Origin of the sequence: Stenotrophomonas sp. GD03680 (assembly GCF_029844625.1) — a bacterium.
Taxonomy (GTDB): domain Bacteria; phylum Pseudomonadota; class Gammaproteobacteria; order Xanthomonadales; family Xanthomonadaceae; genus Stenotrophomonas; species Stenotrophomonas maltophilia_P.
This window is the reverse complement of record NZ_JAOCKC010000005.1, coordinates 87508-102046: the sequence shown is the minus strand read 5'-3', so window position 1 is coordinate 102046 and position 14539 is coordinate 87508. Positions and strand designations below refer to the sequence as shown.

Here is a 14539-nt window from a genome sequence, read left to right as displayed (position 1 = left end):
GCAAGCAGGTACAATGGTCGGTTCCGTTCCTGCCCGTTGCCGTGCCCATGGACATCGTCGTCAAAGAAGAACTCAAGGCCTACATCGACCCGCTCACGCCCGACGAATATGAGGCGCTGGAGCGCAGCATCCTCGCCGAGGGCTGCCGCGATGCACTGGTACTGTGGGGCGATGTCCTGGTGGATGGCCATAACCGCTACGGCATCTGCCAGAAGCATGGCCTGCCGTTCAACACGGTGCAGAACAGCCGCTTCCAGAGCATGGAGGACGTGCACCTGTGGATGATCGAACAGCACCTGGGCCGCCGCAGCGTGTCCGATTTCCAGCGCGGCGTGCTGGCCCTGCGCAAGCGCGACATCCTGTCGGCACGCAAGCAGATCGAGCAGGCCCAGCTGCAACGCGAAAGCGATGGCACCGCCGCATCGGCCGACGATGCCGGTGAAGACAGCCCACCGTGGGAACCCGCGCCGAAACTCAGCCGTGCGGAACTGGCCCGCGAAGCGAAGCTGAGCACCAGCCAGGTCGGGATGATCGAACGCATTCACGCACAGGCGGCCGCCGAAGTCGTGGAAGCGGTCAAGGCCGGCGTGATCTCGATCAGCGCGGCCGCGGCCGTGGCCAACCTGCCCGAGGAAGAGCAGCGCGCGGCAGCCGCAGGCGGCAAGGACGAACTGAAGCAGGCCGCCAAGCGCGTACGCGAGTCCAAGCGCAAGCCGCGCGCGGCGAAGCCAGAACCGGCGGAAATGGCGTTCGATGAGCCCAGCGAGGACGAGATCGCCCTGCGCGATGCGGAAGTGCTGTCCGCGCTGGAGCAACTGGGTGAGGATGCGCCGGCGCTGCGCCGACGCGTCGTCGCGCTCACTCGCGAGAACGATGCCCTGCGCACGCAGCTGGCGGCATTGCGCAGGCAGCTGGAAGCGCTGTAGCAAATGGTTAGCGCTGGGCGATGCCCGGCGAGCGCAGCGGGCCCTGAAAAGCCGCCAGGCATGGCCCGGCACTACCGATGCGCCGGCATCATCCGGTGGCGGTTAGACTGCCGCCATGACGTCCGCAATCGATCCGCGCCGCGCCCAGCTGCGACGCCTGAAAGCCATCGCCCTGGGCCTGCTGGTGTTGATGTTGGCCGGTTTTGCGGTCAGCCACTGGCAGGGCGAGCGCGGCGCCTGGGCCTGGGTATCCGCCTTCTGCGAGGCGGCAGCGGTGGGCGCGCTGGCAGACTGGTTCGCGGTGGTCGCCCTGTTCCGCAGGCCGATGGGCCTGCCGATTCCCCATACCGCCATCATTCCGCGCAGCAAGGAGCGCATCGGCGACAGCCTGGCGCTGTTCGTGCGCGATCAGTTCCTGGAACCACAGGTGCTGCTGGCCAAGCTGAAGGTGTTCGATCCGGCTGGCCGTCTCGGCAGTTGGCTGGCCGAACCGGCACGCGCACGCATGCTGGCCGACATGGCACGCGGCTGGGCGTTGCAGGCACTGGACTTCTTCGATGAACGCGCCGTGCGCCGGCAGCTGCACGCGTTCGTGGTGCAGCAGTTGCGACAGTGGAACGCGGCATCCACCGCCGGCGAGCTGCTTGCCCTGCTGACCGCCGACGGGCGCCACCAGCGTGTGCTGGACGAGGGCCTGCAGAGGCTGGGACGCTGGCTGGAGCAGCCGGAAGTGAAGGAGCGCGCGTCGCAGCTGATCGTGCGCTACATCCAGCGCGAATGGCCGACGCTCTCAAGCACGGTGAACTGGGTGAAACCCATCGACGAGATCGGGGACAGCCTGGCCGAGCGGCTGGCACGCGCCGTGCTGGAGGAGCTGCAGCAGGTACTGGCCGAGCCGCAGCATCCGCTGCGGCAGGATTACGAGGCGTGGCTGGGCAACTACGTCCAGCGCCTGCGCGAAGACCCGGCGCTGGCCGAGCGCATCGAACAGCTCAAGCAGGAGATGATCGACCATCCTGCCCTGCAGGAGTACGTGCAGGGGCTCTGGGCACGCATCCACGCCAGTCTGCGCGCCGACCTGCAGCGCGAGGATTCGGCGCTGGTCGGCCACCTGCAGCGCAGCCTCGCCTCGCTGGGAAGCACCCTGCAGTCCGACCCGGCACTGCGCGACGCACTGAACCAGCATCTGCTGGAAGGCGCACAGCGCCTGACCGGGCGACTGCGCGAGGGGGTCACCACGCACATCGCACAGACGGTCAGGGGCTGGGATGAGCGCCATCTGGTCGAGCAGCTGGAACTGAGCGTCGGCCGCGACCTGCAATTCATCCGCTTCAACGGCACGCTGGTTGGCGGCCTGATCGGCCTGCTGCTGCACGCGGCAACGGTGGTGTTCCGCTTCTGAGCGGCGGGTCCGCTGACCTGCTGCGTGGGCACGGAACGACTCATCTTTCGTCACGCAGCCTTGATTAACAGAATGCGAATGCCTATCATTTACTGATCGGTGGTGCGCTTGGCCGCACGGGCAAGGAAGACCTGTCCGGTGCCCATGTACAGCCCTGACCTCCGGCTGCCCGTCTGCGCGGGCAGCGCTGCATTGATGGGACACGCTGGGCGACGTGCGCGGGGCGCAAGGGGGCCGCAGGCGCGTTCGATCCCCTCCCCGACCGACAGGACCACCGTGGACCGCTCGCCCGCAACCGCCAGCTCCCGTGTTTTCTTCCGCAACCCGCGCTGGGGCATCCTGTCGCGCTCGCTGGCCGCGATCTTCGGTGGCTATGCGCTGGCCTCCATGACCGGCGTGTTCTGTGCCGTCGTCCTGCCGGGCGCGCGGGGCCAGACCGTGCTGACCGGCATGCTGCTGGCCATCCTGGTTGCCGCCTGTGCCGCGCTGTGGGCATTCGCCACCCGCAGTGCCCTGCGTGCGTGGATCGGCATCCTCGCCCCTGCCCTGCTGATGACCGGCATCGCGCGGCTGATGGGAGCCTGGGCATGAAGAATGGATTCCGCCAGTCGATGGCCTGGCTGCACACCTGGACCGGCCTGCTGGTCGGCTGGCTGCTGCTGCTGATCTTCATGGCCGGTACCGCAAGCTACTACCGTGAAGAGATCAGCCGCTGGATGCGCCCGGAACTGCCGGCCAGCACCGTCAGCATCGATGTGGCCGCGCAACGCAGCGTGGACTACCTGCAGGCCCATGCGGGGCAGGCCCAGACCTGGTTCGTGACCCTGCCACAGCCGCGCAACCCGGCCATGCAGCTGTTCTGGCGCCTGCCACCCGAGCTGGCCGATCCAAGCCGTGGCCGACGCGGTGCCTTCGGCGATGCCACGCTCGACCCGAACACCGGCGACGAACTGAACGCCCGCCAGACGCGCGGCGGAGATTTCTTCTACCGCCTGCATTTCGACCTGCACTACATCCCCGTGCTGTGGGCCCGTTACCTGGTCGGCTTCTGCGCCATGTTCATGCTGGTGGCCATCATCACCGGGGTGATCACCCACAAGAAGATCTTCAAGGACTTCTTCACTTTCCGCAAAGACAAGGGCCTGCGCTCCTGGCTGGATTTCCACAATGTCAGCGCGGTGATGGCGCTGCCCTACCACGCGATGATCACCTACACGGGCATCGTCACCCTGATGATCATGTACCTGCCCTGGGGCGTGAAAGTGGCCTACCCGCAGGATGAGGACAAATTCTTCAGCGAAGCCTTCGGTGGCCTGCCTGAAGTAACCGCGCCGGCCGAAGGCCGCGCCGCGCCGCTGCCGATCGCCCGCCTGCTGGACGATGCGCGCGCCCACTGGCATGGCGCCGAAGTGGCCGGCTTCACCGTGTCCAATCCGGGCGCGCGCAACGCGGTCATCGACATCCGCCAGCGTGACGGAAAGCGTCTTTCCATCGACACGCCTTCGCTGCGTTACGACATGGTGGACGGCAGGCTGCTGGAACAGACCCCGGCCTCCGGTGGTGCCACCGCCACCCGTGGCGTGCTGTATGGCCTGCACCTGGCGCGCTTCGCCGACTGGGGGCTGCGTGCGTTGTTCTTCCTGTCCGGCCTGGTCGGCTGCCTGATGGTGGCCAGTGGCGTGGTGCTGTGGGCAGTGAAGGAACGACCGAAGCATGCCAAGAGCGGGCGCACCGGCTTCGGCCTGCGCCTGGTCGATGCGTTGAACATCGGTACCGTGGCCGGCCTGCCGATCGCCTTTGCCGCCTACTTCTGGGGCAATCGGCTGCTGCCGCTGGATCTGGCCGATCGCTCCAATGCCGAAGCCAACGTGTTCTTCTATGCGTGGGGCGGCGCCCTGCTGACCGCGTTCGTCTGGCCGAAACGGGTGATGTGGACGTGGCAGCTGTACCTGGGCGCAGCCGCATTCGCGCTGGTTCCGGTGGTCAACGCGCTGACCACCCACGCCCATCTGGGCATTACCCTGCGCAGCGGTGACTGGGTGCTGGCGGGCTTCGACCTGTCGATGATCGCCTTCGGTGCGATGCTGGCGCTGTGCGGCTGGCGCATGCAGCGCTGGACGCCACCGCTGTCTGCGGCCGAGAAGAAAAAACGTGCCGCGGCAACCGTTGCGCCCAGGGCACCGACCGAAGCCACCGAAGTGGAGGCCAGCGCATGATGCTGCTGGCGCTGGCGCTTTCCTTCTCCGCGTTCACCGCATTGTCGCTGGCAATGGAAAGGCACCAGCACGATCTGCACGGCAAAGCCGCCGTTCCGGCACGGCGCGCCCAGTGGCGGGTTCTGGGCTGGTTGCTGCTGGCGGTCACCTTCGCCCTGTGCGTTGCCGACCATGGCTGGGCCATGGGCCCGGTGCAGTGGCTGGGCGTGATGACGGTGGGCGGCGTGACGCTGTCGTTCGGGCTGTATCCCTACCGCCCGCGGTGGATCGTGCCGCTGGCGATCACCCTGCCGTTGCTGGGCCTGGTGGTGGCGCTGGCATAGCCGGTAGCGCCGGGCCATGCCCGGCGAACCTTCAACCCAGACGCTTCAACTCCCACGCACGGTGGATGCGTGCGTTGCGCTCGAAGTCCGGACCGATGGTACGCGCAGTGATCTCACGGCACTGGGCGAACTCGGCGATCGCGTTCTCTTCCAGCTTGAAACGGCGGAAGTTGTTGGAGAAGTACAGAACGCCTGCCGGTGCCAGCCGTGCCACCGCTGCACGCAGCAGCCGCAGCTGCTCGCGCTGCACATCGAAATCATCGGCGCGGGCGGAGTTGGAGAACGTCGGCGGATCGCAGAAGATCACATCGTACTGTCCGCGGTCGGCTTCCAGCCAGGCCATCGCATCGGCCTGCACCAGAAGATGCTGGTTGCCGCCCTGACCATTCAGGGCCAGGTTGTCGTAGCACCATTGCAGGTAGGTAGCGGACAGGTCGACGCTGGTGGTGCTGGCCGCGCCGGCCACGGCTGCCTGCACACTGGCCACGCCGGTGTAGCAGAACAGGTTGAGGAAGCGCTTGCCACGCACCTGCTCGGCCATCATCCGGCGCAGCGGGCGATGGTCCAGGAACAGGCCGGTATCGAGATAGTCGAACAGGTTCACCTGCAGCAGCGCATGATTCTCGCGCACCACCACGAACTCGTCGCGCTGCTCGAAACGGCCGTACTTGCTGCCGCCCTTGCCACGCTCGCGTGACTTCATCGATACCTGTTCGGGCGGCACGCCGAATACCTCACGCGCGGCGGCCAGCAGTTCGTTGCGGCGGCGGCGCACGTCGTTCTCGGGAATCGCCGCCGGTGCAGCGTATTCCTGCACGTGCAGGAAGGTACGGCGCTGTCCACCGTCCTCTTCGTAGACATCGATGGCCGCCGCGTATTCCGGCAGGTCCGCATCGTAGGCGCGGAAGCAGGTGATGTCCTCGCGCGCGCGCCAGCTCTTGAACTTCTTCAGGTTCTTGCGCAGGCGGTTGGCCACCATCTGCGCACCTTCGCTCAGCTCCCGCGGCTGTGCCGGATCACGCCCCGGCACCGCGATCGGGTCGCAGACGATCAGCGCGCATTCCAGCGCGCCATTGAACATCTGGTACTTCTTGGCCGCACGAAGACCCGTGGCGAAGGCCAGCTCGTCGTTGCCGCACAGCAGGCTGGCGCGCCACTGCGGCACCGCCTTCTGCAGCGCGTCGCCCAGGGCGCGGTACAGCGCCGGATCGGCGGCCAGGCGCTCGTCGTAGGGCGGGTTGCAGACCACCGCACCGATCTCCTGCTCCGGCGAGGTGAGCTCGGATACGTCGGCGCGGGTGAAGCGGATGGCGTGGGCCACGCCCGCCACTTCGGCATTCTCGCGTGCCGCTTCGATCGCCGTCGGATCGATGTCGCTGCCGTGGATCACCGGCTTCAGCGCGGCCAGGCCGGTGGCCTCGCGCTCGCGCGCCTCGCTCTGGATCGCCTTCCAGGCCACCTTGTCGAAGCCCAGCCAGCGGCTCGGCGGCAGGCTGCCGTGGCGCATCAGGCCCGGCGCGACGTCGGCCGCCATCAGCGCGCCTTCGATCAACAACGTGCCGCTGCCGCACATCGGGTCCAGCAGGCCACCACCGGCGGCATGCAGACGCGGCCACTGCGCCCGCAGCAGCAACGCGGCCGCCAGGTTCTCCTTCAGCGGCGCTTCGTGCGCGGCCCCCCGCCAGCCACGGCGGTGCAGCGGGCCGCCGCCGAGGTCGATCGACAGCGAGGCACGGCCCTTGCGCAGCGACAGGTTGACGCGCACATCCGGCAGATCGGTGTTGACCGACGGCCGCTCCAGGCCCTCATCGCGCATGCGGTCGACGATGGCGTCCTTGATCCGCTGCGCGGCAAAGCGGGCGTGGGTGATCTTGTCGCCGGACACATGCGCATCCACCGCCAGGGTCATCTCCGGCTTGATGTGCTCATGCCACGGCAGCGCACGCACGCCGTCATACAGCGCCTGCTCGTCCGGGCATTCGAACTCGTCGATCGGCCACAGTACGCGGCTGGCCAGACGTGACCACATCACGATCCGCAGCGCCTGCTCCAGCTCGCCCTCGGCATTGACGCCGGCAATGGTGGCAGTGGCCTTGTCCAGGCCCAGGGCCGACAGTTCATCGGCAAGCAGATATTCCAGGCCCTTGGCGCAGGAGACGAAGAATTTCACGGGATCGGTTCGCAGGTGGTCGGGCGCGGCAGGGGAGCCGCGCCAGTCGGAAAGGAGGGCCGTGGGCACGGCCGGCAGGCCCGCGCCGGGGGCGGCGGGGCTGCCATTGTAGTCAATGCGGGCCGGCGCGCCGTGCGCCCCGGCTTCACAGTTGGCGCAGCAGGCGCTCGAAGGCGTGTGCGGATGCCTCCACGTGCCGTTCCAGGCGGTGGCCATCGTCCACCAGCAGCAGCTGTGCCGAGCGCGCCTGCGCCCAGGCGATCACCCCGGCGGCAGGCACGACATCATCGTGCCAGGCCTGGATCACGGTGGTGGGGACCGCTGCGGCGTCCAGCGCCGGCATGGGCCCCATGGTGGTCGGCGGGACCATCAGGAACAGGCCCGCCACCGGTACCTGCAACGAGGCGATCGCAGAGATGTAGGCGCCCAGACTGGAACCCGCCAGCACCAGCGGCCCTTGTGCCGCCGCATGTGCAGCGCGTTCCAGCAGGCGCTGCAGACGCCCCGGCACGTCACCGACGCGGCTCACTTCGCTCATCGCGTCCAGATCGGTGTAGTCCGGCCGCTCATGGGTCCAGCCCAGGCGTTGGGCGACCTCGGCCAGTGCCGTGACCTTGGTGGCCTCCGGCCCGCTCTCGAAGCCATGGGAGAGGATGCAGTGACCGCGGCTCATGCGCACGCTCCGCAGGCGCGCACCGACAACGAAAGAGAATGCAGGTTCATTGCGCAATGCTAGCATCGCCGCATGCCCAACCCGCTCCTGCCCGGCCTGCTGCTGCAGCCCCTGCCCTATCACGACCTTCTGCCGCTGCGCGCGCCGGACACGCTGGAGATGGTGGTGATCCACTGCACCGAGCTGCCCGACCTGGCCACGGCCCGTGCCTATGGCGAGCGGGTGCTGTACGACAGCGGCGCCGGCAACAGCGGCCATTTCTACATCGACCGCGACGGCAGCGTCGTGCAGTACGTGGCACCTGAGCGCGTGGCCCACCACGTCCGCGGCATGAACGCACGGACGCTGGGCATCGAGCTGGTCAACAGCGGGCGCTACCCCGACTGGTTCGACAGCCGTCACCAGGCGATGGACGAGCCGTACACCGAGCCGCAGCTGCAGGCCCTGGAACAGCTGCTGCTGGCCCTGGTGGCGCGCTACCCCTCACTGCAGCGGATCGCCGGCCACGACCAGCTGGACCGGGAACAGGTGCAGGCCAGTGACGATCCGACGTTGAGCGTGGCCCGCAAGCGCGATCCGGGGCCGTTGTTTCCGTGGGCTCGGGTGCTGGCGAAGGTGCCCCTGCAATCGATCGGGTAACCGGCAGGACTGCCGCCTGAAGGGGGCAGATCCGTTCTGCGCGGGAAAACGGATCTGACCCCGGTTCTGTCTCAGGTACCGCTGGCGACCGGTCGGCTGCTGTCGCTCACCCAGCCGCTCCAGGAATCGGCATAGATGCGCGCCCCGGACAGGCCCGCCGCTTCCATCGCCAGCAGCAGATGGCACGCCGTCACGCCGGAACCACACATCAGTACGACCTGCTGCGGATCGCGATTGCCGATGATGCCCTGCAGCTCGGCACGCAGCTCCTGCGTATCGCGCATGCGGCCATCGAGCACATTGGATGCGAACGGGCGGTTGACCGCGCCGGGCACGTGGCCGGCCACCGGATCCAGCGGTTCGACTTCGCCGCGGAAGCGCTCTCCCGCGCGGGCGTCCAGCAACCAGCCCGGCGCATGCTTGAGCCGGGCGGTGATCTCGTCGGCGTTGGCGATCTGCGTGGTGTCAAAGCGCCCCGGATAGGCAGGCTGGGCCGGAACCTCGCCCGCACCGGTCGCCAGCGGCAGCCCCGCTGCCTGCCAGGCCGCAATGCCTCCATCGAGCACCGCCACCCGCGCGTGGCCCATCAGGCGCAGCAGCCACCACAGGCGCGCGGCGGCCATGCTGCCATCGCTGCCGTCGTAGACCACCACCTGGGTCTCCGGGGCGATACCCCAGCGACCCAGCCGTGCGGCGAACGCGTCGCTGTCCGGCAGCGGGTGGCGACCGTGGCCGGCACGGGTGAGGTCGGACAGATCCCGGTTGAGATCGGCGTACACCGCACCGGGGACATGACCGGCCAGGTACTGGCCCTCGCCCGCCTGCGGATCGCCCAGCGACGCGCGCGCATCGACCACACGCACGGCGGTGCTCGCCGTTGCACGGGCGTCGACCACGCGCACGTCCTCGCCCAGTGCAGCGGCGAGGGTGGCGACATCGACCAGGGTGGTCCACGGCGGATCGATCGGCTTCATTGCACTTGCTCCAGGCGGCGACGCAGGTTGTAGAGAATGGCCGCCGTCGCCCCCCAGATCCGCTGGCCGGGCCAGCCGTACTCGAGCACATGACGGATGCGGCCACGATGGTTGATTTCGACCTGGCGCAGGTTGTCGGCCGCCATCAGGTAATCCAGTGGCACCTCGAACACCTCGGCCACTTCACTGGGCTGCGGCACGGGCACGAAGTCCGGATCGACCACCGCCACCACCGGGGTGACACGGTAACCGGTGATGGTCACGAACGGATCGAGGTAGCCCAGTGGCTGCACCTGCGCAGGCGCCAGCGCGATTTCTTCCTGGCTTTCGCGCAGCGCTGCGGCCAGCGCATCGCGATCATCCGGCTCGGTACGGCCGCCGGGAAAGCCGACCTGGCCGCCGTGCTGTCGCAGGGTTTCAGTGCGACGGGTCAGGATCACCTGCGCGCCGCTGGCACGCGGCACGATGCCGGCCAACACCGCCGCTTCCACCGGCGGACCCGGCGGCAGCAGGTCGATCAGTTCACTGCGGTTCCAACCGTCACCGGCGGGCGGGGCGGCCAGCGGATGCAATGCGCGCAACAGGCGATCATGGTCGGCCAGCGAGCCGTGCAGCGATTGTTGCAGCTGCTCGCGCAGCGGCAGCACGCGATGCAGGATGTGGCTGCGTTCGCTGTCGCTCATCGACGACCACCGTGTGATCTCGTCGATGTGCCGCCGGCAACCGCGGCACAGCCGGTTGCCATCCAGCTTGCACGTTCCGATGCAGGGGCTTGCGACAACACGCGCCGGGTCTTCCGTAGTTTGCACGTTGCAACAGTAGCGCGATTGCGCTGAATTTGCGCGGGCTGAAGATGCGGCATGCGGTCCTTCGCCGCGCGCCTTCGCCGAGCATGGCCCGATGCTGCCGGCCGCGCGCGGCGCAAACAAAAACGCGCCGGTGGGATCACCGGCGCGTTGATGTTGATGCGGAGGCTTACTTGACGCTGACCAGCTTGATCTCGAACTGCACGGCCACGTTCGGCGGGAACGGGGTGCGCGGGTCGGCACCGTACGCCTGGTCCGGCGGCAGGGTGACTTCCCACTTCGAACCCGCCGGCATCTGCAGCAGGGTCTCACGCATGGCCTTCATTTCGACTTCGCTGACCTTGATCGACGGAATCTGCTGGGCCGGGCGGGCCTCGGTCGGGCGCTGGCCGTACGGGAACGGACCGGCAACTTCCAGCTGCACGGTGCTGGCCTGGGTCGGCTTGGCACCCTTGCCGGCTTCGATCACGCGGTACTGGACGCCGCTCGGCAGGGACTGCACGCCGGCCTTGGCCTTGTTCGCCGCGATGAACTGATCGCTCTTGGTCTTGTTTTCGGCAGCGGCCTTTTCGTACTCGGCCTTGGCGGCCTGGGCACGACCCTGCTCGCGCTTCTGGAACGCTTCAACGGCCGGCTTCAGCTGCTCGGCGGTGATCGCCGGCTGCTTCTTGGCGTAGGCGTCCTGCAGACCCTTCACCACCGAGTTGATGTCCAGCTGCTCACCACGACCGGTCAGCTCCGCCAGGTTGTTGCCGTAGTCGTAACCGAAGTAGTAGCTCAGCTTGCCCTTTTCGGACGAGACGTCCTGGGCGAAGGCATTGCCCGTCAGGGCCAGGGCCGCGACGGCGACCGCGATAGAACGCAACTTCATCAAACAGTTCTCCAGGGGTGGTAACTCAGGGACGTTCTGCGCCGCCCTGAGGCGACGGGTTAGGATAACGGCCACAACGTGTAACCGCTACTCACCACGCAGGCTATGACCTGTCTGCGCGGGCAGAGTTCAAAATCACTCTTTTTTAACGTTCCAGGAGTTTCACCGTGGCCGATGACCTGATCGCTGTCACCGACGATGGCGCCATCCGCACCGTGACCGTCCAGCGCCCGGACAAGCTCAATGCCCTCAATGCCGCGACCCTGCAGGGTCTGGCCGATGCGTTCAGGGACGCCGCGGCCGACCCCGAGGTGCGTGTGGTGGTGCTGACCGGTGCCGGCCAGAAGGCCTTCGTCGCCGGCGCCGACATCGCCGAGATGAACACACTCAGTGCGGTTCAGGGACGTGATTTCTCCCTGCTCGGCCAAGGACTGATGCGTCAGATCGAACGCATGCCCAAGCCGGTCATCGCCCGCGTCAACGGTTTTGCCCTGGGCGGCGGCCTGGAACTGGCGCTGGCCTGCCATCTGCGCGTTGCCGCTGACTCGGCCAAGGTCGGCCAGCCGGAGATCAATCTCGGCCTGATCCCCGGCTTCGGCGGCAGCCAGCGCCTGCTGCGCCTCTGCGGCCGGGCTGCCACCCTGGAACTGTGCCTGCTGGGTGCGCCCATCGATGCCGCCCGTGCGCTCGCGCTGGGCATCGTCAACGAGGTGGTGCCGGCGGCCGATCTGGACACCCGTGTGCAGGACATCGCCCGGCAGCTGGCACGCTCGGCGCCCCTGGCGCTGCGCGCCCTGCTTGATGCGGTCCACGTCGGCGGCGAGTGCAGCCTGGAGGCGGGACTGGAGTACGAAAGCGCGCAGTTCGGCCTGCTGTTCGCCACCGAGGATATGCGCGAAGGCACCGGTGCCTTCCTGCAACGCCGTCCCCCCGCCTTCCAGAACCGTTGACCCCATGGCATCCCGACCCAACCCCGCGCTGCTGTTCGCCCGGGTCCAGGCAGACGATCTTGATGGTGCCCTGCAGGCCGGCCTGATGGACTATGTCGCCAACGAAGGCGACACACACGAGGTTCCCGGGCACCCGGAACTGCCGGAGGTGCTCAGCCAGGCGCGGCAGCAGTTGCAGCGCGCGTGGGCCGCACGTGACCGTTACCGCGCACGCGCGGTGCGCCTGGCCCGCCGCGACGCCGAACGCGATGCGCGTCGCACGCCGCGCCCGGCGCCGGACGTGAAACCTGCGCTGCCCGCCGCCGCTGCCGCCATCCTCGCCCGTGCCAAGGCACGCGCCACCGGCAAGGAGCGCTGATGGCCACCGCGAAGAAGGCCGCCCGCGCGCCAGCGCGGCGTGGCAGCAGCATGCCGCGCGCCGACGTGGTGGAAATGTTCACGCGCCTGCGCGAACTCAACCCGCATCCGAAGACCGAACTGGAATACAGCTCGCCGTTCGAACTGCTGGTGGCGGTGGCGTTGTCGGCGCAGGCCACCGATGTCGGCGTCAACAAGGCCACGCGTCGCCTGTTCCCCGTTGCCAACACGCCCGCGCAGATCCTGGCGCTGGGCGAGGACGGACTGAAGAAATACATCGCCACCATCGGCCTGTTCAACGCCAAGGCGAAAAACGTGATCGCCACCTGCGCGATCCTGCTGGAGAAACATGGCGGTGAAGTACCACGCGAACGCGAGGCACTGGAAGCCCTGCCCGGCGTCGGCCGCAAGACCGCCAACGTCGTGCTCAACACGGCTTTCGGCGAACCTGTGATGGCGGTGGATACGCACATCTTCCGCGTTGCGAACCGCACGGGACTGGCGCCGGGAAAGAACGTGCGCGAAGTCGAGGACAGGCTGGTCAAGGCGATTCCTGATGAATTCCTGCTCGACGCACATCACTGGTTGATACTGCACGGACGCTACGTCTGCAAGGCACGCAAGCCGGACTGCCCGGGATGCGTGATCGCTGATCTGTGCCGCTTCAAGGACAAGACACCGGCCCCCTGAGGCATCCCGCAGCGCCTGCGGGTAAATGCCATCGCAGCGCAATCCCCACGTCATATCGGCCCGGCATCAATGCCGGGCCCAGTCGTGGCAAGGGTCGCGGCGGACAGACTGCGCGCGGAAACTGTCACATTTACGCAATCTTTACCTTCTAGCCTGCGCGCATCTTCCCACCTGCCTGCAAGGCTCCTCTCCATGAAACTGCATCACCAACTCCTGACGGTGGCCGTGGCCGCTGCGCTCTATGTGCCGGCTGCCCACGCTGAAGTCGCCATCGACGTGATCGGCGGTTCGGAAATCACCTTCGAAGGCCTGGTCCAGGCCGACGGCAACTGGTTCCACAACGACGTCGTGGACCTCAATGGTGGCGATGCCGGCAATGGCAAGGACAGCGAGTTCGAGCTGCGCCGCGCCGAGCTGGTGCTCAAGGGCAAGGGCCCGGGCAACGTGGAGTGGGTGCTCGGCTACGACGCCAAGGCGGACAAGTTCCTCGACACCAACGTGAAGTACAAGCTGCTGGGCAATGCCAACCATTTCATCCAGGTCGGCCAGTTCAAGCAGCCCAACAGCCTGGAAGAGCTGTCCAGCACCAAGAACAACGACTTCATCTCCAAGGCCGCGGTCACCAACACCTACGCGATCGCCCGCCGCCTGGGTGGCGCCTACAGCTACGGCCAGGACAACTGGTCGGTCACCGCCAGCGCCTTCGGCCGCGAGCTGACCCGCAACCTGGCCCATGGCAGCGGCTACGGTGCGCGTGGCACCTGGGCTCCGATCAACGAGAAGGGCCAGGTCCTGCACTTCGGCCTGAGCTACGTGGACTACGACGCCGACGCCGACACCCTGCGCGTGCGCGCACGTCCGAACGCCGACCTGGCCACCGCCCGCCTGATCGACAGCGGCAACCTGACCGACACCGACCGCGTCAGCACCGTCGGCGCCGAAGCCATGTACTTCCAGGGCCCGTTCAAGGCCCAGGCCGAGTACTACACCAGCAAGGCCAAGCGCTACGACCACGACAACTACACCAGCGACGGCTACTACATCAGCGGCCTGTGGAATGTCACCGGCGAGACCTGGAGCTACAAGGGCGGCACGCCCGGCACCGGCCTGCCGAACAACCCGGCCAGCGGCCAGTGGCAGCTGGGCGTGCGCTACGACCACATGGACCTCAACGACGGCAACCTGGCCGCGAACCCGGTCGCCGGTCGCCCGCCGATCGTCGATGGCGTGCTCGGCGGCAAGATGGATGTGTGGACCGTCGGCGCCAACTGGTACTGGCGCTCGAACTTCAAGCTGATGCTGAACTACGTGAAGGTCGACAGCAAGAAGTACAGCTCCAGCGCCCGCGGCTTCGTCAATGACGATCCGAACATCCTGGAAGCCCGCGCGCAGTTCTTCTGGTAAGAGCCCGCGTCATCGCATCACGCATCGGCAAGGGCACGACTGCGGTCGTGCCCTTGCCACGTGCGGTGACGCCTGTAACGCAGCGCGATCCCCTCATCCGATGTCACACCGGCGTCATATGACAGACCTTTCCGTGTC

Annotated in this window: 15 protein-coding genes; 10 read left to right on the top strand and 5 right to left on the bottom strand. The window is 67.5% G+C overall.

The features are described from left to right. The first annotated feature begins 47 nt into the window (after positions 1-47). The 5 genes from N5J29_RS08615 to N5J29_RS08595 all read left to right on the top strand — a co-directional run bounded on the left by N5J29_RS08615 (position 48) and on the right by N5J29_RS08595 (position 4867). Positions 48-926 (top strand): plasmid replication/partition related protein, encoded by an 879-nt coding sequence (locus N5J29_RS08615; protein WP_164152990.1) that lies wholly within the window; start codon positions 48-50, stop codon positions 924-926. Positions 927-1041: 115 nt separating this feature from the next. Next, a complete protein-coding gene (locus N5J29_RS08610; RefSeq protein ID WP_128987861.1) occupies positions 1042-2328 on the top strand; it encodes a DUF445 family protein in 1287 nt (428 codons plus the stop codon). A 276-nt stretch (positions 2329-2604) separates the two neighbouring features. Then, positions 2605-2919: a DUF3649 domain-containing protein gene (locus tag N5J29_RS08605; protein ID WP_164152991.1), complete on the top strand. Its 315-nt coding sequence runs from the start codon at positions 2605-2607 to the stop codon at positions 2917-2919. Then, positions 2916-4544: a PepSY-associated TM helix domain-containing protein gene (locus N5J29_RS08600; RefSeq protein ID WP_164152992.1), complete on the top strand. Its 1629-nt coding sequence runs from the start codon at positions 2916-2918 to the stop codon at positions 4542-4544. Before N5J29_RS08605 ends, N5J29_RS08600 begins: the two co-directional genes overlap by 4 nt. Continuing rightward, positions 4541-4867 carry a DUF3325 domain-containing protein gene (locus N5J29_RS08595; protein ID WP_053518217.1) on the top strand — a complete coding sequence of 109 codons (327 nt, stop codon included), beginning with the start codon at positions 4541-4543 and terminating at the stop codon, positions 4865-4867. The genes N5J29_RS08600 and N5J29_RS08595 overlap by 4 nt, the downstream gene beginning before the upstream one ends. 31 nt (positions 4868-4898) lie before the next feature. Here N5J29_RS08595 and rlmKL read toward each other — a convergent pair whose 3' ends face one another. Together rlmKL and N5J29_RS08585 are read right to left on the bottom strand one after the other, a co-directional pair. Continuing rightward, entirely contained in the window at positions 4899-7037 is a 2139-nt protein-coding gene (gene rlmKL / locus N5J29_RS08590) for a bifunctional 23S rRNA (guanine(2069)-N(7))-methyltransferase RlmK/23S rRNA (guanine(2445)-N(2))-methyltransferase RlmL (protein ID WP_164152993.1), read from the bottom strand. 145 nt (positions 7038-7182) lie between these two features. Further along, positions 7183-7710 (bottom strand): hypothetical protein, encoded by a 528-nt coding sequence (locus N5J29_RS08585; RefSeq protein WP_111185879.1) that lies wholly within the window; start codon positions 7708-7710, stop codon positions 7183-7185. A 72-nt stretch (positions 7711-7782) separates the two neighbouring features. On the opposite strand from N5J29_RS08585, the gene N5J29_RS08580 reads away from it, so the two are divergent. Beyond that, positions 7783-8349: an N-acetylmuramoyl-L-alanine amidase gene (locus N5J29_RS08580; RefSeq protein ID WP_065174726.1), complete on the top strand. Its 567-nt coding sequence runs from the start codon at positions 7783-7785 to the stop codon at positions 8347-8349. Positions 8350-8420: 71 nt separating this feature from the next. Here N5J29_RS08580 and N5J29_RS08575 read toward each other — a convergent pair whose 3' ends face one another. From N5J29_RS08575 to N5J29_RS08565, 3 genes are all read right to left on the bottom strand, one after another. Beyond that, positions 8421-9323 (bottom strand): sulfurtransferase, encoded by a 903-nt coding sequence (locus N5J29_RS08575; RefSeq protein WP_053518214.1) that lies wholly within the window; start codon positions 9321-9323, stop codon positions 8421-8423. Next, positions 9320-10132: a CoA pyrophosphatase gene (locus N5J29_RS08570; protein WP_065181204.1), complete on the bottom strand. Its 813-nt coding sequence runs from the start codon at positions 10130-10132 to the stop codon at positions 9320-9322. The genes N5J29_RS08575 and N5J29_RS08570 overlap by 4 nt, the downstream gene beginning before the upstream one ends. Positions 10133-10298: 166 nt before the next feature. Further along, positions 10299-11000: an FKBP-type peptidyl-prolyl cis-trans isomerase N-terminal domain-containing protein gene (locus N5J29_RS08565; protein WP_005408797.1), complete on the bottom strand. Its 702-nt coding sequence runs from the start codon at positions 10998-11000 to the stop codon at positions 10299-10301. Positions 11001-11167: 167 nt separating this feature from the next. Here N5J29_RS08565 and N5J29_RS08560 point away from each other — a divergent pair, with 167 nt between their 5' ends. The 4 genes from N5J29_RS08560 to N5J29_RS08545 all read left to right on the top strand — a co-directional run bounded on the left by N5J29_RS08560 (position 11168) and on the right by N5J29_RS08545 (position 14401). Beyond that, complete coding sequence (locus tag N5J29_RS08560; protein WP_065181203.1) at positions 11168-11950, top strand: enoyl-CoA hydratase-related protein; 783 nt, start codon at positions 11168-11170, stop codon at positions 11948-11950. A 4-nt stretch (positions 11951-11954) separates the two neighbouring features. Beyond that, a complete protein-coding gene (locus N5J29_RS08555; protein WP_053518210.1) occupies positions 11955-12308 on the top strand; it encodes a hypothetical protein in 354 nt (117 codons plus the stop codon). Beyond that, a complete protein-coding gene (nth, locus tag N5J29_RS08550; protein WP_065181202.1) occupies positions 12308-12997 on the top strand; it encodes an endonuclease III in 690 nt (229 codons plus the stop codon). Before N5J29_RS08555 ends, nth begins: the two co-directional genes overlap by 1 nt. A 192-nt stretch (positions 12998-13189) precedes the next feature. Next, on the top strand, positions 13190-14401 hold the full coding sequence (locus N5J29_RS08545) for an OprO/OprP family phosphate-selective porin (RefSeq protein WP_053518208.1): 1212 nt from the start codon (positions 13190-13192) through the stop codon (positions 14399-14401). Positions 14402-14539 lie beyond the last annotated feature (138 nt).